This is a genomic window from Mariniflexile aquimaris (assembly GCF_042676825.1).
GTDB lineage: Bacteria > Bacteroidota > Bacteroidia > Flavobacteriales > Flavobacteriaceae > Mariniflexile > Mariniflexile aquimaris.
In genome coordinates, this window is record NZ_JBHTIB010000015.1 from 15136 (window position 1) to 33623 (window position 18488).

The window sequence follows — 18488 nt, forward strand, 5'->3', positions numbered from 1 at the left end:
AAAACAAATGAATAGTATGTACTTCACCGAAGAACATATTCTTTTTAGAAAAAGTTTACAAGCGTTTTTAAAAAAAGAAGTTGTTCCTCATATTGAAAAATGGGAACAAACAGGCACTATCGACAGATTTATATGGAAAAAATTTGGCGATATGGGCTATTTCGGTATTAATTACCCCATAGCTTATGGAGGTTTAAATTTAGATTTATTTTATACAATTATTCTTTTAGAAGAGCTTCAAAAAGTAAATTCAGGTGGATTTGCAGCTGCCATTTGGGCGCATGTTTATCTTGCCATGACGCATTTAAATGCCGAAGGTGATGAAGCTATCAAACAAAATTATTTAAAACCAAGTATTAAAGGTGATAAAATTGGATGCTTATGCATCACGGAACCTTTTGGTGGAAGCGATGTAGCAGGTATGCGTACAACAGCCGTTAAACAAGACGATCACTATATAATTAATGGTTCCAAGACATTTATAACCAATGGTGTATACAGCGATTACCTTATTGTTGCGGCTAAAACAAGTCCGGAATTAGGTAACAAAGGCATCAGTATTTTTTTAGTTGATAGAGATATTGCAGGTATTTCGGCAACTAAATTAAATAAATTGGGCTGGCGCGCATCAGATACTGGGGAGATTGCTTTTGATAATGTTAAGATTCCTGCATCTCATTTAATGGGTGAAGAAAACAAAGGCTTTCAATATATTATGCAGCACTTTTCATTAGAGCGTTTAATTATGGGAGTTAATGCGCATGCCCGTGCAGAATTTGCTCTAGATTATGCTTTAAAATATATGTCTGAACGCCATGCTTTTGGTAAATCTATTAATAAATTTCAGGCGTTAAGACATTCTATTGCCGATTTAGCTACCGAAGTAGAATTTTGTAAAGCGTTTAATTACTCGGTAACTTATAGACTTAACAAAGGGCAATATGTTGTAAAAGAAGCGACCATGTCGAAGCTTAAATCGACAAAAGTGGCCGATGAGGTTATTTACCAGTGTCTGCAATTTTTAGGTGGCTATGGTTATATGGAAGATTATCCGATGGCTAGATTGTTGCGCGATAGCAGGTTAGGACCTATTGGCGGCGGAACATCGGAGATTTTAAGAGAGATTTTAGCTAAAATTATTATAGACAATAAAGAATATAAACCGGCAACGTAAAAAAATTAAAATTTTGAATTCAGAATTCAGAATTAATTTTATATTTGCACACTGAAAATCTAAAAGAGAGGAGGTTAAGACACTATGTTAATTATACCGATTAAAGAAGGAGAAAATATAGATAGAGCGCTAAAGCGTTTTAAAAGAAAGTTTGATAAAACAGGCGTTAAGCGTCAGTTACAGACTCGTAAACAATTTACAAAGCCATCTGTTGAACGTAGAGCGCAAATACAAAAAGCACAATACATTCAAGGTTTAAGAGATGCTGAAGATATATAATCTTATAAGCAAATAAATAAAAAAGACTTTCAGGAAACTGAAAGTCTTTTTTTATTATAACATACCCCGCGCTTTAATTTCGAGATATTTATTTATGGTATTTATAGTTAACTGTTCTGGCGCAGTTAAAATGCTTTGAATGCCATGTTTTTGAAGCTCGTTCACAATTAATTTTTTCTCGTAGATAAATTTTTCGGCAATTGTTTTTTCGAAAATTTCAAAGGTGTTAACGGCACTTTTTTGGGTGAGCTTTTGTAATTCGGTGTTTTCAAAAAATATAACCACCAACAAATGATTTTTAGCAATGGCTTTTAAATAGGGCAGTTGCCTGTGTAAGGCATCTAAGGTTTCAAAGTTTGTATATAACAACAATAAACTGCGCTGATTCAAATTCCGTTTGATATCAATATATAATCTTGAAAAATCAGATTCAGCAAAATCGGTAGATACATTGTAAAGTGTTTCCAGTATACTGTTCATTTGCGATGGTCTGCGTTCTGCAACAACTTTGTTTTCAACCTTTCTTGAGAATGAAAATATACCAGCCTTATCCTGTTTTTTTAAAGCTACATTACTTATTACCAAGGCAGCATTAATGGCGTAATCTAGCAGACTTAAGCCGTCAAATGGCATTTTCATTACTCTGCATTTATCAATAACACTATAAACGGGTTGCGACCGTTCATCTTGATATTGATTTACCATTAATTTATTGCTTTTGGCAGTCGCTTTCCAGTTAATATTCCGTAAGTCGTCACCCTGCACATAATCCTTTATTTGCTCAAATTCCATGGTATGACCAATACGCCGAATTTTTTTCAGACCATATTCAAATATCTTATTTGAAAAGGCCAAAAGCATATACTTTTTAAGTTGTAAAAACGATGGGTAATTGGGCACCATGGCATCTTTTCCAAATTGAAATCTTCTGGAAATAAAATCTAACGGACTTGATGCATAAATATTTAAATGTCCAAAATAATATTCGCCACGTTCTAACGGCCGTAAACTGTAAGCGATTTTTTTATGGTTTAATTTGTTTAAAGTAATATTAATTTCAAAATCTCTTTTTTGGTATTGAAAAGGTAATTCGTCAATAAGCTTTAAGGTGCAATTAAAATTATAATGGTTTTTTATTGAAATTTCTATCGGGTTATCGTCGCCATTACTTAATTTTTCTGGTAAAATACGCGATGCAACAATGCCTTTTTGCTTAAAAAGCAAAATGTAGTCGATACAAACCAGCGCTAAAAAAACAAAAAAGAGTGTTTGGGTAATGATAAAAAGTCCTGAAAATATATAGGACAGAATAAATAAGAATACAAGCGTTCCTGCACTTATAAAAAAGCGTGAGTTTAAATAGCTGTTTTTAAGAAGTTGTTTCACTATCTAGGAATCTCTATTGTTTCTAAAATTTGATCAATCACTTTTTCAACAGTATAACCTTCCATTTCGCGTTCGGGTGTTAAAAATAAACGGTGTTTAAGTACCACTTTCGCACAACGTTTAATATCATCTGGCGTTACGAAATCTCTTCCCTGAATGGCAGCATTCGATTTTGCGGTATTTAGTATGGCAATGGAAGCTCTTGGTGAAGCACCTAAAAACAAATTCGCATTGGTGCGCGTATTATTAACAATAGAAGCTATGTAAGTTAAAAGATGATTTTCAACTATAATTTGCTTAATTAAATTTTGATAGTGAGCTATTTGTTTCGCATTTAAAACCGGGACTACAGAATCAAAATCGAGTGTATCTTGCCTTTGATGGTTTTCTAATAAAATTTGTATTTCATCATTGAGTGATGGGTAATCCACATTAATTTTAAACAGAAAACGGTCTAATTGTGCTTCAGGTAATCTGTAAGTCCCTTCTTGTTCAATGGGGTTTTGAGTGGCAAATACTAAAAAAGGAGGTTCCATAATGTATTTAGTACCATCCATAGTTACTTGGCGTTCGCCCATAACTTCAAACAAAGCGGCTTGTGTTTTGGCAGGAGCTCGGTTAATTTCGTCAATTAAAATAACGTTCGAAAAAATAGGGCCTTTTTTGTATTCAAACTCGTTGGTTTTTACATTAAAAATGGAGGTTCCTAAAATATCGCTGGGCATTAAATCTGGGGTAAACTGTATTCTGCTAAAATCTACCGCCAGTGTTTTAGCAAGAAGTTTTGCCGTAATGGTTTTTGCAACACCTGGCACTCCTTCAATAAGCGTGTGGCCATTTGATAAAATTGAAATAATAAGAAGTTCTATCATCTCATTTTGACCAACAATAATTTTGCCTATTTCTTTTTTAATGGCTTCAACGTGGTCTTGAAGTGGCTTTAAATTTATTCTACTTTCAAAATTTATATCCTGATTTTCCGGAGTTTGTTCTTCCATTATGATGTTTGTTTTGTGAATTTTTCTATAAGATTGTTGAGTTGTATCAAATCATTTTCGGTATGATTCGACTTCGATTTTAAATAAACAATAAAGTTTATTAATGCTTTAGTATCCTCTTTTTTGTTGGATGATTTAATGGCTAATTTAGTAATAAAACTCTCGCTTAATTCGTTGGTGTTAAGGTAGTATTTAGACCGAATTTGTTCTAAAAAATATTGAATTTTATTTTTGATGATGTTGGTAAAATCGCCGTGTTGATAGTATAAATCGCCAATAGTCTTAGTGAAATCTAAGGTGGCATTTTTTAGAGGTTCAACAACAGGTATAATTCTTTGAGTTCGTTTTCCTTTAAAAATAACAAACAGAACGAATGTTAAAAGTGCGATGTAAAAGGCCCATTTTAAAGCTTGATTTTGCAGCACAAATCGCAGCGGACTTGTAATTATTTTTCTTCCGCTTTTATAATAGTTGTCCCAAATTATGGGCTGTTTTGGTAAATAAGAAAGTACGGTAGCCGCATAATCTTCTTTATCGTTTAGCATGTGATAATTGCTAAATGCAAAAGGGTTGGTATGGATATAGAAAGCACCATTTTTGGTGCCATAAGGCATTTTTATATAATTAATATTCGTATCTGGTATAGTATCGTTAATTGTTTTATCACCTTTGTCAATTTTAATAGTACCCAATGCCACGGCATTAATTGTTTCTATTTTTATGAAATAGCTGTTTTCTATAACATCTGTAAAGCGCTTTTCGTACTTTTTTAAATAAGGGCTGGTAAAGGAATTTAATGAAGGTTTTTTATAAAGCCCATTCGCGTCTGTGCCAACTTTAATGTTTAAAGTATCGCTTAAAATTCCATAAAAATAGTTGGTGCTAATAAACACGGTATTTCCGTTTTCAACATATTTTAATAAGGCTTCAGAGGATTGTTTGTCGAATGACACGAAATTATTAATAAAAACACTTGTTGTTTTTGATGCGTCTGCTAATGTCTTTAAACTTTCGAAACTATTTGTTGTTGAGGTGGTTACTGGTTGATTAGAAAAACTTTCTAGTTCGTTAAAAACAACATAGCATCCTAATGGGATTTTATCGGATGCCGAATACGAATCGCGCCAATTTAATGCTTTGGGTTTGGTTATTTCTGCAATCATTATTAAAACGATCACAACACCTATGGCGTATAGGGCTATTTTAGATCGTTTATCCATGTTGTAGAGTGTTTATTTTTTCGAAATCAGCAAGATTTTTATCATAAATAGCTTTATCTATGGGGAATTCACCATACCAAACATAATCATATATATACGAAATGCGTTTGAATATAATTTTCGTGTTTTCGTCTTTTATTTCGTTAAGATATTCGCTGTTGGTTTTATCGTAATGCCATTCAATTATTTCCTTATTAGTCAGTAGTTTTAAACTTTTTAGGTACGCATAGCGTGTCGCTAATCGGTAATTGTTATCATTTAAGGCATCGTCTATTAAGGTTTCAAAATTTACATCTTTAAGGTTTTCTTCAACATAGTTGAAGTCGTTAATATCCTGACTTTCATTTTTAAAAACCGAATTGACAGGTGCTTGCATTAAAAATTTAATAAGCAGATATAGCGTTGTAATAGCTAAAAACAAGTAAACAATATACTCGAGGGTTTTGTAATTAATGAAATCTATATTAACACCAAAAATATCATTTAGCCAGCCAAAAAACTTTTGCAAAACCCTTTGAATTAGGTTAACGCCGCCTGTGTCGTTTATAGAATAATTAAAATCATCTCCTTTATAGCGTTCTTTTATGGCTTCTTTAAAGTGCTTGACTTTAATATTAGAAGTGTCTTTCTGTACGTATTCTTGTGAAAAACAAACGCCAATATTCGAAAATAAAACACCAAAAGTGAATAATAAGATATGTTGAATGTTTTTATTCATTAACACCAATTTGATCGATTTTGCTTCTTAAAAATTCATTGTTTGTTTCTTCATAGATATTGTAATACAGCACACCGTAGGCTACTTGCGACAACGCTTGCGAATATATAAACGCCAATAAAAACATGGCAAAGCCTAATGTGAAAACAACATTGGCAAATACGCTTGTAATTAAATCGACATGGCTTTCTATTGAAAAATAAACGTAAATCGCTATAATAAAACCAGGTATAGAAATTATAAGCATGGTAATCATTAAATTTAAAATACCTATTACCAATCCGTATAAAATTACTTTGCCAAGGCTAGAAAAGGTAAATGACCAACCTTCAGAAAGTGCTTCACTTATGTTTTTATCAGTCGAAAAAATAGACATAAAAGACAAACCGAAAAACGCGGTCAGCAAAAAGCTTAGTCCGTATTGTATAAGCATTCCAATAATAGGAATAAAAGCAAAAATTATTGAGACTATTAAATAGCCAAAGTAAAGTCCGGCACCTAAAACAATAAATATTAAAATGGTACCTAAATTGGTTCTAATTTTTTGCCAGACAGTTTTAGATTCGAACTCGCCCTCGTAATTAACATAATTTGCAAGGTAGGCACTTGAAAAACTGTAGTTTATAAGCGCCGTAATAAAAAGTATAAGCACTAAAACAATAGCTCCAACAATTAAATAGATGGTATGTTCGCCATCGTTATTCATACCGAATCTAAAATCTCTACTTGCTAAGCCCATAAAACCCGTTACCAATAAATAACTTGCAGTAATTAATAGAATAATACTTAAGGCATTATAGCGTAGATATAAGGCGGTGTATTTTTTAAAATTGTATTTAAGAAATAAAAAATAACTATTTATGATGTCTCCGAAGGCATTTCTGTTTCGAAATTCTATGTACGGTGTATTCACGTTTATTTGATTTTATTCAATTCAGATTTGTAAATCTTGTTAAGTTTAATGGGGTAAATAATATAATAAAATACGATTAAAAAAAGAGAACAACTTATGATGCCATACGATATTATCGAGGGCATTTGTTCGCCGTATCTTGTAATAAATCCTTCAATAAAACCAGCGATTATAAAAAACGGAATCGTGCTAACCACTATTTTTAATCCGTCTTTGGCTCCTTTTGTAAAAGCTACACGTCTCGAATAAGTTTTGGGAAATAAAAAGCTGTTTCCCATTACAAGACCTGCGCAACCGGCTATGACAATTACCGATATTTCGATGGTGCCATGTAGCCAAATAGTCGATGTTTTCTCTAAAATGCCGTAGTTATAAAAAAATGTTATAAAGGCGCCTAGCATAATGCCATTGCTAAACAGAATGTACATTGTGCCAACACTAAAAAACACACCGAATGCAAAAGCAATAATGGCTACTCTAATATTGTTTATGGTAATGCCTAAAAACGATCCAATATTACTTCCGCTTTTATAAACGGCCATGGGTTCGCCATTTTCAATGTTTTCAATGGTCATATTTACATAATGGTCGCCTAAAATTAAACGTACAAACGAATCATCATTTAATGTAGATACGATACCGATGCAAACGGCAGACATAAATATTAAAAAAGCATAGAGCAGCGTTTTATGATATGTTTTAAAAAACAAAGGAAATTCATACTTCCAGAACGATACAATTTTGTTTTTAGATTCTCTTTTGGTAATGTAAATTTTTTGATGGGCTTCTGAAGCTAACGAATTAAGATATAGCAAGGTTTTGCTATCAGGGTAATAGGTTTGTGCGTACGATAAGTCGTTTGTAAGATGAATATAATAGGAAGCTAAGTCATCAGGATTTATTTTTGCATTATTATGTAATGCACTTTCAAAAACCATCCATTTTTCCTTATTTTGCTTAACGAAAGAAGCTTCGCGCATAAAACTTTTTTAATAAAGAACGAATATACATTTCAATGAGCAGATTAGCAATTAACACAGCACAAAATGTAAACTTAGATTACAAATTAATTGGGGTGGGAGAGCGCTTCGTTGCTTTTTTAATAGACGGTCTTATTTTGTTGACCTATATTACTATGATGGAAAACTTAGTAGAGCTCTCTGAAATTTTTGATACCGATAGTTGGACTAAACGTGGATTTTTAGGCTTGTTTTTACTACCAGCTTTCTTTTATTCGTTGCTTTGTCATATCATTTTTAACGGGCAAACCGTGGGTAAAATGATCATGAAAATTAAAGTAGTGCGTTTAGACGGCGCGCCAACAGAATGGTATAATTTATTGGTTAGATGGATGTTACGTATTGTTGATGTTTGGTTATTTTTTGCTTCTATTGGTGTTTTAAGTATGTTGCTTTCTGAGAAAAAACAACGCATTGGTGATGCCGCTGCAGGAACTGTGGTTATTAGTGTGAAACAAAAGCATAAAATTACAAGTACCATTTTAGAAGATATTGATGTGGATTATGTACCTGTGTTTAATAATGTAACAAAACTCACTGATAAAGATGTTCGAATTATAAAAGAAACTTTTCAAATTTCTAAGAAAAATCGTGATTATAAAACACTTACCTTATTGCGAAATAAAGTATCGGAAGTGCTAAATATAGATTCCCCTTTATACGATATCGAATTTTTAAATACTATTTTAAAAGATTATAACTATTATACCCAAAATATGTAAAAGAATTGTTTTCTTTTGCCATCGCAAAAACAACAATCATTTTACGACTCGCGCTTTGTGAGTGTTTAAAATGGGCTAAATCAATTACAAAAAATATGTTTTTTCAGATTGTAGAAATACTTGGAACCTTTGCCTTTGCCATTTCTGGGGTGTTGGTCGCGTTAGAAAAAAGAATGGATGTGTTTGGGGTGCTTATTGTAGCCTTTGTAACCTCTGTTGGTGGTGGAACGTTAAGGGACGTGTTAATAGGTTTTACACCAGTAACTTGGATGGTGAACATGATTTATGTTTATGCTATTTTAGGAGCTACCATTTTTGCTATTATATTTAGAAAGCGGCTGGATTTTTTAAGAACATCTTTGTTTTTATTCGACACGATTGGAATTGGTTTGTATACCGTTGTAGGGATAGAAAAAGGACTAGCTATTGGTTTGCATCCTATTATTTGCATATCGTTAGGGACAATAACCGCTTGTTTTGGAGGTGTTATTCGAGATATTCTTTGTAACGAAATACCCGTTATTTTTAGGAAAGAAGTGTATGCAACCGCATGTATTTTAGGCGGATTAACCTATTTTTTACTTCGTAAGTTTCCAATAGACTATAATTTTGTGTTTGTTATTGCGGGTTCTGTGGTGATAGCTGTTCGCTTAATTGCTGTTAAATTTAAAATTAGCTTACCTAGTTTGTATAAGCATGAAATGAAAAATTAGGTGTTTATTTTTGATATTTAATTGGTTAGTATGTTAATTAGGATGCAATTTTTTTGCCAATAAATCGTATTACACAAGCTAAACCGTTATGAAACTGGCCTTCGTTTAATTCCACTTCGGTCTCTTGTAATTCAATGATTTCAAAATCTTTAAAGGTATCTCTCATTTCTTCAACCGAATATAACATGTTTGCATTGGCGGGTCCACCAACGTTGGGGTTTTTTTCGCGATAAGCCAGGTTATTGACACTAAAACCTTCTAAAATTATATAGCCATTTGGTTTTATTAATTTCACAAGTTCTTGGTGTAACTCCTTTTTTTGATTTTCAGGAAAATGAGCATAAATTAAGGCAAGGACATCAAAATTGTTCTTTTTTAGATTCAGTTGGTTTAATTCACCAACCCGATAATCAATTTCAACATTTTCTAATTGTGCTAACTTGAGTGCTTTGTTTTTACCTTCAGCACTAATATCAAAGGCTAAAACATCCAACCCTTTTTTTGCTGCGTAAACAGCGTTTCTTCCTTCGCCTTCGGCGGGCAATAAGATTTTACCTGATACATTTAGTTTATCTAGCGAATCCTTGAAGAATAGGTTAGGGTTTTTACCATAGGCATACGCTTTTTCTTTATATCTAGCATTCCAAAAGTCTTTCACGCCGTATTTATAATTTATTTAATGATTTCTACTTTTCGTATAAATATATTGCGCAAAGGCCAGTCGGATTCATCGGTTTCTACAGCTGCAATTTTATCAACAACATCCATTCCGTTAATAACTTTACCAAAAATGGTATAATCGCCATCTAAAAAGTGCGCACCTCCTTTTTGTTGAACTATAAAAAACTCGAACGGAGAAGCCAATTTATGCGGATTGTCTATCTCGCTACTAGGCATCGATATTACACCTCTGTCGTGTTTAAAACCTCTGTTGGTATCTGGTGGCAATAAGTATTTTCCAATATGAGCGCGTTTTCTAGCTGTTTTTTTATCATCGCTATTTCCTGCTTGTATCATAAAATTATCGATTACCCGATAAAATTGTGTGCCATTAAAATAGTTCTGTTTTGTTAAAAAAATAAAGTTAGCACGATGGTATTTTGTCTCCTCGAATAATAAAATATCAATCGATCCCAAATCTGTTGTAATTCTGACTTTGTTTTCTTTGTTGTTCTTATCATATTCTAAAAAGAAATACATCGCTTTTTTACTATCAAGTACCGGATAACGTCGTTTTGCAGTCGAAGTAGTGTCTTCCATGTCTTCAACAAAATCTTCTTCAGTATTCACAGTTTGTGAAGAATCTATCTTATTTTTCTTAGTGGTTTTCTTATCTTCACAATTCAGAAATAAAACAAAAACACTTAAAAGTAGAATAACGCGCATAGAGAATGAATTTTGATGAATTTTTAATTTCAATTTCAAAAATAAAGAATATCCCGCTTCCAGCCCAAGCTTCTCAGTTTAAAATGGCGCCACCGTTTCGGCATGAATTAATTAAACAACAAAATGAGGCGATAAAATATGCTAAGAAGGCTGGTGTAATGGCTTTGTTTTATCCTGATAAAAATTTTAAAACACATTTTGTGCTGATTTTAAGAAACACCTATAGCGGCGTGCATTCGGCGCAGGTTGCTTTTCCAGGAGGAAAACTGGAAAAGTTTGACGTGTCGTTACAGGCAGCAGCGGTAAGAGAAACTTTTGAAGAAATTGGTGTGCCTGTGGAACAAATTGAGGTAGTTTGCGAATTATCTGAAGTTTACATACCACCTAGTAATTTTTATGTGTTGCCATTTTTAGGAATATCGAAACAAACACCACAGTTTATTAAGCAAGACGAGGAGGTTGAAAGAATTATCGAGGTGCCTTTAATCCAGTTTTTTGATGATGCCAACATAATAACTAAGAAAGTGCGAACCTCCTATAGTGTTGAGGTTGAGGTTCCTGCTTTTAAATTAAATGATTATGTAGTTTGGGGAGCAACCGCCATGATGTTAAGCGAAATTAAAGACGTGCTAAAACAACTCTTGTAAACGATAGAATTATTACATTTGTAGCATCTAACCAATTTTTGAGGAGTGATTTATGGGATTATTTAAGCGAAATCCGTTTGGGCATATACTAATTGTAAAAAAATGGCTCATAAGAATACTAGGAGTCCTTACGCACCAACGTTTTCGAGGCTTTAATGAACTGCAAATAGAAGGTTCTGAAATTATTAAGACCTTACCCGACACAAACGTACTATTTATATCGAATCACCAAACATACTTTGCCGATGTGGTTGCCATGTTTCATGTGTTTAATGCGAGTTTAAGTGGCAGAACCGATTCTATAAAAAATGTAGGTTATTTATGGAATCCAAAGCTTAACATATATTATGTGGCTGCTAAAGAAACCATGAGAGCAGGATTATTGCCCAAAATTTTAGCTTATGTTGGGTCTATAAGTATAGAACGTACCTGGAGAGCAGAAGGGCAAGATGTGAACAGACAGGTAAAAATGAGCGATATTAGTAATATTGGAAAAGCCTTAGACGATGGTTGGGTTATAACCTTTCCTCAAGGAACCACAACACCTTTTAAACCAATTAGAAAAGGAACGGCACATATAATTAAACGCTATAAACCGGTGGTGGTGCCTATTGTGATAGATGGGTTTCGTCGTTCTTTCGATAAAAAAGGACTGCGTATAAAAAAGAAAAATATTCTTCAAACGTTCGAAATTAAAGAGCCGTTAGTTATAGATTATGATAACGAATCCACCGAAGAGATTGTAAAACGAATAGAATATGCCATCGAGCAACATCCGTCATTCTTAAAAGTTGTTTCGCAAGAAGAATTAAAAGCTCAGGAAGAACTGGATAAACTTCGAAATTGGTAATCACAATATCTGTTTTTTTTATTTAAGTGAGATAAGCTAATGCTAGTTTGTGTAGTATTTTAAATTTTTCGAATATTTATTACGAAAAATTAAAATAATTCTAACAAAAAAGGCAATTAGACAATAGTTATCTTGGGTTAAAGCCATTCAGAAAAAAATATTTATTTTACACATTCAAAAAATGGCATATGTCAAGTTTATTTATTCAAATATCTTGAGTGAAGTTGTTATTTTATACATTCAAATAAATAAACACCAGAACAGTAATTTATATTAAGCATGATTCAGAAAGGGACAGAAGCAGAACGATTAGCGATATCTGACAATTACAAATATTGGAAAAAATGGGGACCGTATTTAGCCGAAAGACAATGGGGAACGGTTCGTGAAGATTATAGCCAACATGGAAATGCCTGGGATTGCGTAGATCATGATAAGGCACGGAGTAATGCTTACAGATGGGGCGAAGAAGGAATAGGTGGTTTTTGCGATTCTAGAGAAATATTATGTTTAGCTCCGGCATTTTGGAATGGAAAAGATGCTATTTTAAAAGAACGTCTTTTTGGTTTAACCAACAATCAAGGGAATCATGGGGAAGATGTAAAAGAGCTATATTTTCACCAAGTGTCTTCACCAACACATTCATACTGTAAATATCTTTATAAATATCCACAAAAGGAATTTCCTTATAGCGATTTGTTAAGTGGAAATAGAATTGGGAGAGATCAATTTGAATACGAGTTGTTAGATACTGGTAGCTTCAATGAAAATGCTTATTTTGATTGTTTTATAGAATATGCCAAAGCCAATACGGATGATATTTTATTGAAAATTACGGTGGTGAATAGGGGTTCTAAAACCGCCGATATTCATGTGCTACCACATCTGTGGTTTCGTAATTTTTGGAAGCATAATAAAAGACATTCAAGACCAACAATAAAAGCACTATCTGATAACAGCGTGATATCCCGAAGTGCAAGAAATGGCAGGTATTATTTTTATCATGAAAAGGGCGAACAACTTTTTTGTGATAACGAGACCAATAATAAGCGAATTTATAATATTCCTAATGAAGTGGAATATGTTAAAGACGGTATTAATGATTACGTGGTTGATAATAAACCTACGGTAAATCCTGAAAAAAACGGATCGAAACTTGCAGTATGGCATAAATTAAAACTTAAAGCTGGCGAAGAAAAAAGCGTAAAGGTGCGTTTAAGCAAAAATAAAGTTGACGAGCCTTGGGTAGATTTTGATACTATTTTTAAATTGAGAATATCGGAATGTGAAGCATTTTATAATGAAACGATAAATGCGAAGATTCCAAAATCGGAACAAGCTATTGCTAAAAGTGCTTTTTCTGGATTGTTATGGACCAAACAATTTTATTATAACGATGTTTTTAAATGGTTATTTGGCGAACCTGGAGAAACGAAACCTCACCGATCTAACCTTAGAAATTATAACTGGCAACATTTAACCAACCGGCATATTATTTCCATGCCAGATAAATGGGAGTATCCGTGGTATGCAGCGTGGGATTTGGCATTTCATATGGCATCATTTGTAGAAATCGATCCCTATTTTGCTAAAGAACAGTTGTTGCTGGTATTAAAAGAAAGTTACATGCATCCTAACGGACAAATTCCTGCATACGAATGGAATTTTAGCGATGTAAACCCGCCAGTGCATTCGTGGGCAGTATGGAATGTTTACGAAAAAGATAAAAACTATACTGGTAAAGCAGATACCATGTTTTTAGAAAATGCTTTTCAAAAGCTACTTATTAATTTTACTTGGTGGGTAAACCAAAAGGATAAAAGCGGAACCGACCTGTTTGAAGGCGGATTTTTAGGATTGGATAACATAGGTGTATTCGACCGAAACCATATGCCACCAGGTATTACACGCATGCAACAGGCAGATGCTACGAGTTGGATGGCGATGTTTACACTGAATATGCTTCGCATGTCGTTAGAACTTTCTAAAACCAATAAAATTTACGAAGAAGCAGCAGCTAAATTTTTTAGGCATTTTTTAAATATCGCATGGGCAATGCATCATATTGGTAAAAAAGATATATCGCTTTGGGACGACGAAGATAATTTTTATTACGATGTGGTAGAAATGTCTACAGGCGTTACCGATCGTTTAAAAGTACGCTCTTTAGTGGGCGTTATTCCGATGTTTGCGGTAGAAATTATGCACAAAGATTTGTTTGAAGAGTTGAAGGAGTTTCGAATTCGCGCGAATGAAATCATACGAACCCGACCCGATCTGGCGTCTTTAATTACAAATTTAGACGAAACGAATGCCGATGGCAACTATCTTTTTGCCATCATGCGCGGTTTTAGGCTGGAACACCTTCTTAAAAGATTGCTGGACGAAGACGAGTTTCTTTCAGACTATGGCATACGTTCGCTTTCTAAGTACCACGAAAAACATCCGTTCGTGTTTCAGCATCATGGGCATCATCAAATACAATACGAACCTGGTGAAAGTCGCTCAAACATGTTTGGTGGTAACTCGAACTGGCGTGGGCCAATTTGGATGCCATTAAATTATATGATTGTTCAGTCTTTGCGCAAGTATTATACCTTTTACGGACCAACCTATCAATATGAATTTCCAACCGGATCTGGTAAAAAACTTAACTTAAAAGAAATTGCCAACGAAATAACTAAGCGATTAATAAAACTATTTGAAGTGAATTCAGATGGAAGGTTTCAATATCATTCAGACGATCCTGAAATGAAGTTTTCAACAGACGAACATTTTAAAAACCTGCATTTATTTTATGAATTTTTTGATGGCGATAACGGTAAAGGATTAGGAGCTTCCCACCAAACAGGATGGACCGCTTTAATAGCCAATTTAATTATGGAAATGCACGCCGATTCTAATTAGAACTCTGTGTATAATTGGTAGTTAAGTTTATTGGTTTTTTAAGGAAGCGTCTAAAAACAGTTAATGCATCTTATAAAAAAATACGAGATGCATTAACGTTATATTTGAAGTCGGTTTTACTCGTAAATTATTTCAATAATTTTGGATGACTTAATATCAATTCAATCTTTTTAATAATGATAGTAATTTGAGACATTTGTGCTTCTATATTTCTAAAAAACAGACTTATATCTCTGTTTACCCAGCTTTCTGAAATAACTCTGGCACCCAAACTAATTCTTAAAATAGCACTTTCAATATCGTTGCCGTATTTTACATTAACAGCTTGCCCGATATGACATTTTTGGGCAGCAAGCCGAATAATTTCTAACGGAGCATCTTCAAATTGATCAGATAAATCAGAATTTAATAAAGTGTAAAGTTTCTTTACGTTGTCTATTGATAATACTTCGTTGTTTTTAAGGATAAAGAACGGGAAAATGGTACGGATATTTCGAATACCAAATTCTTTGCTTTTATAGGTGTTGGTGTTGGTTTCGTCGCCATAAAGCGGTTCTAAAAACGTCGCATCTTTTATAGAATCATCCACAAAATTGCAAAACATTTCAATGCCCATATTTCTGTATAAAACAGGTGTTTTGTAGTACCTGTCCATTTCAACTATGGCAGCATTCCAACGCATATAGGAGCCATAATTATAGCCGTCTGATAAATCTTGAGAACAAAACCAGGTTGCTGGCCAATCGGAATGATTGTAATACTGGGTTAAACCTTTTGGTAAAGTATTTTCTGCAGAAAGGATTAAATTACTCACGCATTCCGGTAAAATTAAGGCGCCTGAATATGGAGGGCCTGTAAAGTATTTACTGCCCGTTATGGTAACTATATAGCCTTTGTTTAAATAATTCTGTATGTCTTTAGGGTCTAATCTAAGCTGTGAGCCATCTACAATTATTTGCATCGATAATTTGTCGATGGTATTCAGTTTTTTAATTAATTTTTCACTAGGTGATTGATAACCTAATTTTGATTGATCCATGGTATGCAGTACCACATGTCTGCCAAGGTCATTCGTTTTAGAAACGGCATTAAATACTTCTTCGTCTAATTGTGCAGACGATTTTAAGGCGCCGTTTTCGTCTCTAAATGGAATTTTTATTAATTCTATATCTCTAAAACCTTCTATTTTATCGCCTTTTTTAATAGGATAGTTAAGCGCCGTTGTGTTTTCGAAATGACAGCCTTTTAATGCTGCAGGAACCCCACTGCCAGTTTCGTCTGAAGCTATTAAAACATGTGTAATTTCTTTATCAGAAATAATTTGCGTTATCGCCGCTATTTGAAGAGATGAATCGGTGCCTGATGGTGAAAAAATAATTTCGCAGGCGTCATCTAATTTGAATATTTTTCTGAGGTTATTTTTAAGTAATTCGGCTAATTCTAAAGTGGCTTTTTTAAAACCATATTTTAAACTGTTACTTATTAAAATACTTCTAACTTTATCGGTTTTATCAAAGGCAAAATTCGATACACTTGTTGCTGTTGATGAGGCGAAAGTAAAGGCATCAGGTCTAGGAAAAGGTCTGCAGCCATATTTATTAAGCAATTCAATTTCATCGATATTCAATCTAAGGTCGCCACCTGCCATTAATAAATACTCTGTAGGTTTTGCCAGATTTTCAAGAATAGGCACCCACGACTCTTTAATTTGAGTATTAGTGTTTTTTAACCCATGAAACGCTTGTAGTTCGTTTTCGGTGGATAGCATTTCGGAATCCAAACGGTCTTCTCTTTTAACTAAATTAAGCAAGAAATAATCAAGTGATTCTAGTTTTTCTTTATCAATTTTAGGCAATAAATTATAAAATATTCGAGTTACTTTAAGAGCAGCCATATCGCATAAAACGGTATCCTGTTTATCTGCACCCAACGCTTTATACCATAATTGCCATTCTATACCATATCTTAAATAAAGTAATGCTAAAACAGGTTTATTCAAAAATGCCGTGCCAATGGTAATCGATTTATTTGGAGTGATTTTAAAAACATCTGGGGCACTGGTAGAAGTAATAATGTTTATGTTGTTTATCTTGGGTACCGTATTAAAACGTTTTAAAACTCTAACCAGATAATTTACATTTTCTTTTTCGAATAAACTGGTTCTTTTGTACTGATCTTCAATAAGAATATTGTTAGACATAGGTAATTTAATTAAAATAAATACTACAAACTTGCTAAATTGTATTGTAAAGTATTGAAAATTATGAAATTATAAATTAAGTAAAAATTTAATTTACAAGGGTGTAAAAGTATGGCTTTTTTTATAAATAATCTCGATATTTTACAAGCGAGTTATGTAACAATAATCACAATTGCAGCATGTTTATTCGCGATAACATTTTGAATAATTATCTGAAGGCCGATTTTTGTAACTAGTTGGGTTTTTAGTTGCAAGCTCTAGTAAAATTTCATGTCAAACAAATTAATATTATCTTAATTTAGCATGTTTTAAAACGAAAATTTAAACGATATGAAAGGTTTATTAACCATTGGATTGTTAATTTTAAGCAACACGTTTATGACGGTAGCTTGGTACGGGCATTTAAAATTCGCGGAATTGAAATGGTTTAGTAAGTTAGGATTAATAGCCATTGTGTTGATAAGTTGGGGTGTAGCTTTATTTGAGTATATGTTTCAAGTTCCAGCTAACAGAATTGGTTTTAAAGGGTATGGTGGCCCTTTTTCGTTGCTACAGTTAAAAGTGATTCAAGAAGTTATTACACTTGTCGTTTTTGCTGTTTTTACCTTAATCGTGTTTAAAACAGAAACGTTTAGAACCAATCATATTATCGCCTTTTTATTTTTAATCTTGGCAGTGTATTTTATGTTTAAAAAGTAATGGTTCAGTATGATAAGTTATTGTTTTAAATTTTTTAAAAATAACCCCTCTTTTAATTAAACCTACAGTAGTTTTGATAGTCTAAATTTTATAAATATTTTTTAGATTACACATCATGAAACAAAAAAAATTAAACACTACTGTACGAGTTATTCATCGTTATTTAGGGTTTTTCTTAGCAGGTATTATGGCCATATATGCCGTAAGTGGTATTATTTTAATTTTTAGAGATACCGATTTTTTAAAATCGGAGCAAGTTGTAGAAAAAACGATACCTGGTAAAGTCAATTTTAACAAGTTAGGAAATCAGTTAAAAATCAGAGATTTAAAAATTGAGAAGGTGGAAAACGACATCGCTTATTTTAAAGAAGGAACTTTTAATACCAAAACCGGAGTCGCAAACTACACTACTAAAAAATTACCTTTTGTGCTCGATAAAATGGCACAACTTCATAAATCCAATTCTAGTCAACCGTTATTTTTTCTAAACATTTTCTTTGGGTTATCGCTTCTGTTTTTTGTGTTGTCTTCATTCTGGATGTATTTGCCAAAAACAACAATTTTTAAAAAGGGAATTTATTTTACCATTGGTGGCGTTGTGTTATCGCTCATTTTAATTTTTATTTAAAAAAGAGACTTATTATTAAGGCCTAACTA

General features: G+C 33.1%; 18 protein-coding genes. 9 read left to right on the top strand and 9 right to left on the bottom strand.

Annotated features, from left to right (window positions below; genetic code table 11):
* The first annotated feature begins 7 nt into the window (after positions 1-7).
* Both ACFQ0I_RS14080 and rpsU read left to right on the top strand, forming a co-directional pair.
* Positions 8-1174 (top strand): acyl-CoA dehydrogenase family protein, encoded by a 1167-nt coding sequence (locus tag ACFQ0I_RS14080; protein ID WP_379943320.1) that lies wholly within the window; start codon positions 8-10, stop codon positions 1172-1174.
* Positions 1175-1258: 84 nt separating this feature from the next.
* The gene (gene rpsU, locus ACFQ0I_RS14085) at positions 1259-1453 is read left to right on the top strand and encodes a 30S ribosomal protein S21 (RefSeq protein ID WP_372756713.1); all 195 of its coding nucleotides are present in this window, start codon (positions 1259-1261) and stop codon (positions 1451-1453) included.
* Between the two features lie 54 nt (positions 1454-1507).
* On the opposite strand, the gene ACFQ0I_RS14090 is transcribed toward rpsU, so the two are convergent.
* Genes ACFQ0I_RS14090 through ACFQ0I_RS14115 form a run of 6 tightly spaced genes read right to left on the bottom strand, consistent with a single transcriptional unit; the run spans position 1508 to position 7668 of the window.
* Positions 1508-2839, bottom strand: coding sequence for a DUF58 domain-containing protein (locus ACFQ0I_RS14090; RefSeq protein ID WP_379943322.1), 1332 nt, complete (start codon positions 2837-2839; stop codon positions 1508-1510).
* Complete coding sequence (locus tag ACFQ0I_RS14095; protein WP_379943323.1) at positions 2839-3837, bottom strand: AAA family ATPase; 999 nt, start codon at positions 3835-3837, stop codon at positions 2839-2841. Before ACFQ0I_RS14095 ends, ACFQ0I_RS14090 begins: the two co-directional genes overlap by 1 nt.
* Positions 3837-5057, bottom strand: a complete 1221-nt coding sequence (locus ACFQ0I_RS14100; protein ID WP_379943324.1) for a DUF4350 domain-containing protein — start codon at positions 5055-5057, stop codon at positions 3837-3839. Before ACFQ0I_RS14100 ends, ACFQ0I_RS14095 begins: the two co-directional genes overlap by 1 nt.
* Positions 5050-5775, bottom strand: a complete 726-nt coding sequence (locus ACFQ0I_RS14105; protein WP_379943326.1) for a hypothetical protein — start codon at positions 5773-5775, stop codon at positions 5050-5052. Before ACFQ0I_RS14105 ends, ACFQ0I_RS14100 begins: the two co-directional genes overlap by 8 nt.
* A complete protein-coding gene (locus ACFQ0I_RS14110) occupies positions 5768-6688 on the bottom strand; it encodes a hypothetical protein (RefSeq protein WP_379943328.1) in 921 nt (306 codons plus the stop codon). The genes ACFQ0I_RS14105 and ACFQ0I_RS14110 overlap by 8 nt, the downstream gene beginning before the upstream one ends.
* A 2-nt stretch (positions 6689-6690) precedes the next feature.
* Positions 6691-7668: a stage II sporulation protein M gene (locus ACFQ0I_RS14115; RefSeq protein ID WP_379943330.1), complete on the bottom strand. Its 978-nt coding sequence runs from the start codon at positions 7666-7668 to the stop codon at positions 6691-6693.
* A 35-nt stretch (positions 7669-7703) separates the two neighbouring features.
* Here ACFQ0I_RS14115 and ACFQ0I_RS14120 point away from each other — a divergent pair, with 35 nt between their 5' ends.
* The gene (locus tag ACFQ0I_RS14120; protein ID WP_379943332.1) at positions 7704-8429 is read left to right on the top strand and encodes an RDD family protein; all 726 of its coding nucleotides are present in this window, start codon (positions 7704-7706) and stop codon (positions 8427-8429) included.
* Positions 8430-8524: 95 nt separating this feature from the next.
* Complete coding sequence (locus ACFQ0I_RS14125) at positions 8525-9142, top strand: trimeric intracellular cation channel family protein (protein ID WP_379943334.1); 618 nt, start codon at positions 8525-8527, stop codon at positions 9140-9142.
* Positions 9143-9179: 37 nt separating this feature from the next.
* On the opposite strand, the gene ACFQ0I_RS14130 is transcribed toward ACFQ0I_RS14125, so the two are convergent.
* The gene (locus tag ACFQ0I_RS14130; protein WP_379943336.1) at positions 9180-9800 is read right to left on the bottom strand and encodes a class I SAM-dependent methyltransferase; all 621 of its coding nucleotides are present in this window, start codon (positions 9798-9800) and stop codon (positions 9180-9182) included.
* Positions 9801-9814: 14 nt separating this feature from the next.
* Entirely contained in the window at positions 9815-10528 is a 714-nt protein-coding gene (locus ACFQ0I_RS14135) for a peptidylprolyl isomerase (protein ID WP_379943338.1), read from the bottom strand.
* 5 nt (positions 10529-10533) lie between these two features.
* Between ACFQ0I_RS14135 and ACFQ0I_RS14140 the strand changes: the two genes are divergently transcribed.
* From ACFQ0I_RS14140 to ACFQ0I_RS14150, 3 genes are all read left to right on the top strand, one after another.
* On the top strand, positions 10534-11175 hold the full coding sequence (locus ACFQ0I_RS14140; protein ID WP_379943340.1) for an NUDIX hydrolase: 642 nt from the start codon (positions 10534-10536) through the stop codon (positions 11173-11175).
* Positions 11176-11227: 52 nt separating this feature from the next.
* Positions 11228-12025, top strand: a complete 798-nt coding sequence (locus ACFQ0I_RS14145; protein ID WP_379943341.1) for a lysophospholipid acyltransferase family protein — start codon at positions 11228-11230, stop codon at positions 12023-12025.
* A gap of 279 nt (positions 12026-12304) precedes the next feature.
* Positions 12305-14932, top strand: coding sequence for an MGH1-like glycoside hydrolase domain-containing protein (locus ACFQ0I_RS14150; protein ID WP_379943343.1), 2628 nt, complete (start codon positions 12305-12307; stop codon positions 14930-14932).
* A 127-nt stretch (positions 14933-15059) separates the two neighbouring features.
* On the opposite strand, the gene ACFQ0I_RS14155 is transcribed toward ACFQ0I_RS14150, so the two are convergent.
* The gene (locus tag ACFQ0I_RS14155; protein WP_379943345.1) at positions 15060-17132 is read right to left on the bottom strand and encodes a hypothetical protein; all 2073 of its coding nucleotides are present in this window, start codon (positions 17130-17132) and stop codon (positions 15060-15062) included.
* A gap of 330 nt (positions 17133-17462) precedes the next feature.
* Between ACFQ0I_RS14155 and ACFQ0I_RS14160 the strand changes: the two genes are divergently transcribed.
* Both ACFQ0I_RS14160 and ACFQ0I_RS14165 read left to right on the top strand, forming a co-directional pair.
* Positions 17463-17831, top strand: coding sequence for a DMT family protein (locus ACFQ0I_RS14160; protein ID WP_379943346.1), 369 nt, complete (start codon positions 17463-17465; stop codon positions 17829-17831).
* Positions 17832-17946: 115 nt separating this feature from the next.
* Positions 17947-18459 carry a hypothetical protein gene (locus tag ACFQ0I_RS14165; RefSeq protein ID WP_379943348.1) on the top strand — a complete coding sequence of 171 codons (513 nt, stop codon included), beginning with the start codon at positions 17947-17949 and terminating at the stop codon, positions 18457-18459.
* Positions 18460-18488 lie beyond the last annotated feature (29 nt).

Bases quoted from the DNA above. Each gene is read 5' to 3' on its own strand.
- ACFQ0I_RS14105 (WP_379943326.1), bottom strand. From the start codon at position 5,775: ATGAATAAAAACATTCAACATATCTTATTATTCACTTTTGGTGTTTTA.
- ACFQ0I_RS14125 (WP_379943334.1), top strand. From the start codon at position 8,525: ATGTTTTTTCAGATTGTAGAAATACTTGGAACCTTTGCCTTTGCCATT.
- ACFQ0I_RS14145 (WP_379943341.1), top strand. From the start codon at position 11,228: ATGGGATTATTTAAGCGAAATCCGTTTGGGCATATACTAATTGTAAAA.
- ACFQ0I_RS14100 (WP_379943324.1), bottom strand. From the start codon at position 5,057: ATGGATAAACGATCTAAAATAGCCCTATACGCCATAGGTGTTGTGATC.
- rpsU (WP_372756713.1), top strand. From the start codon at position 1,259: ATGTTAATTATACCGATTAAAGAAGGAGAAAATATAGATAGAGCGCTA.
- ACFQ0I_RS14080 (WP_379943320.1), top strand. From the start codon at position 8: ATGAATAGTATGTACTTCACCGAAGAACATATTCTTTTTAGAAAAAGT.
- ACFQ0I_RS14095 (WP_379943323.1), bottom strand. From the start codon at position 3,837: ATGGAAGAACAAACTCCGGAAAATCAGGATATAAATTTTGAAAGTAGA.
- ACFQ0I_RS14155 (WP_379943345.1), bottom strand. From the start codon at position 17,132: ATGTCTAACAATATTCTTATTGAAGATCAGTACAAAAGAACCAGTTTA.
- ACFQ0I_RS14135 (WP_379943338.1), bottom strand. From the start codon at position 10,528: ATGCGCGTTATTCTACTTTTAAGTGTTTTTGTTTTATTTCTGAATTGT.
- ACFQ0I_RS14140 (WP_379943340.1), top strand. From the start codon at position 10,534: ATGAATTTTGATGAATTTTTAATTTCAATTTCAAAAATAAAGAATATC.
- ACFQ0I_RS14160 (WP_379943346.1), top strand. From the start codon at position 17,463: ATGAAAGGTTTATTAACCATTGGATTGTTAATTTTAAGCAACACGTTT.
- ACFQ0I_RS14115 (WP_379943330.1), bottom strand. From the start codon at position 7,668: ATGCGCGAAGCTTCTTTCGTTAAGCAAAATAAGGAAAAATGGATGGTT.
- ACFQ0I_RS14150 (WP_379943343.1), top strand. From the start codon at position 12,305: ATGATTCAGAAAGGGACAGAAGCAGAACGATTAGCGATATCTGACAAT.
- ACFQ0I_RS14120 (WP_379943332.1), top strand. From the start codon at position 7,704: ATGAGCAGATTAGCAATTAACACAGCACAAAATGTAAACTTAGATTAC.
- ACFQ0I_RS14165 (WP_379943348.1), top strand. From the start codon at position 17,947: ATGAAACAAAAAAAATTAAACACTACTGTACGAGTTATTCATCGTTAT.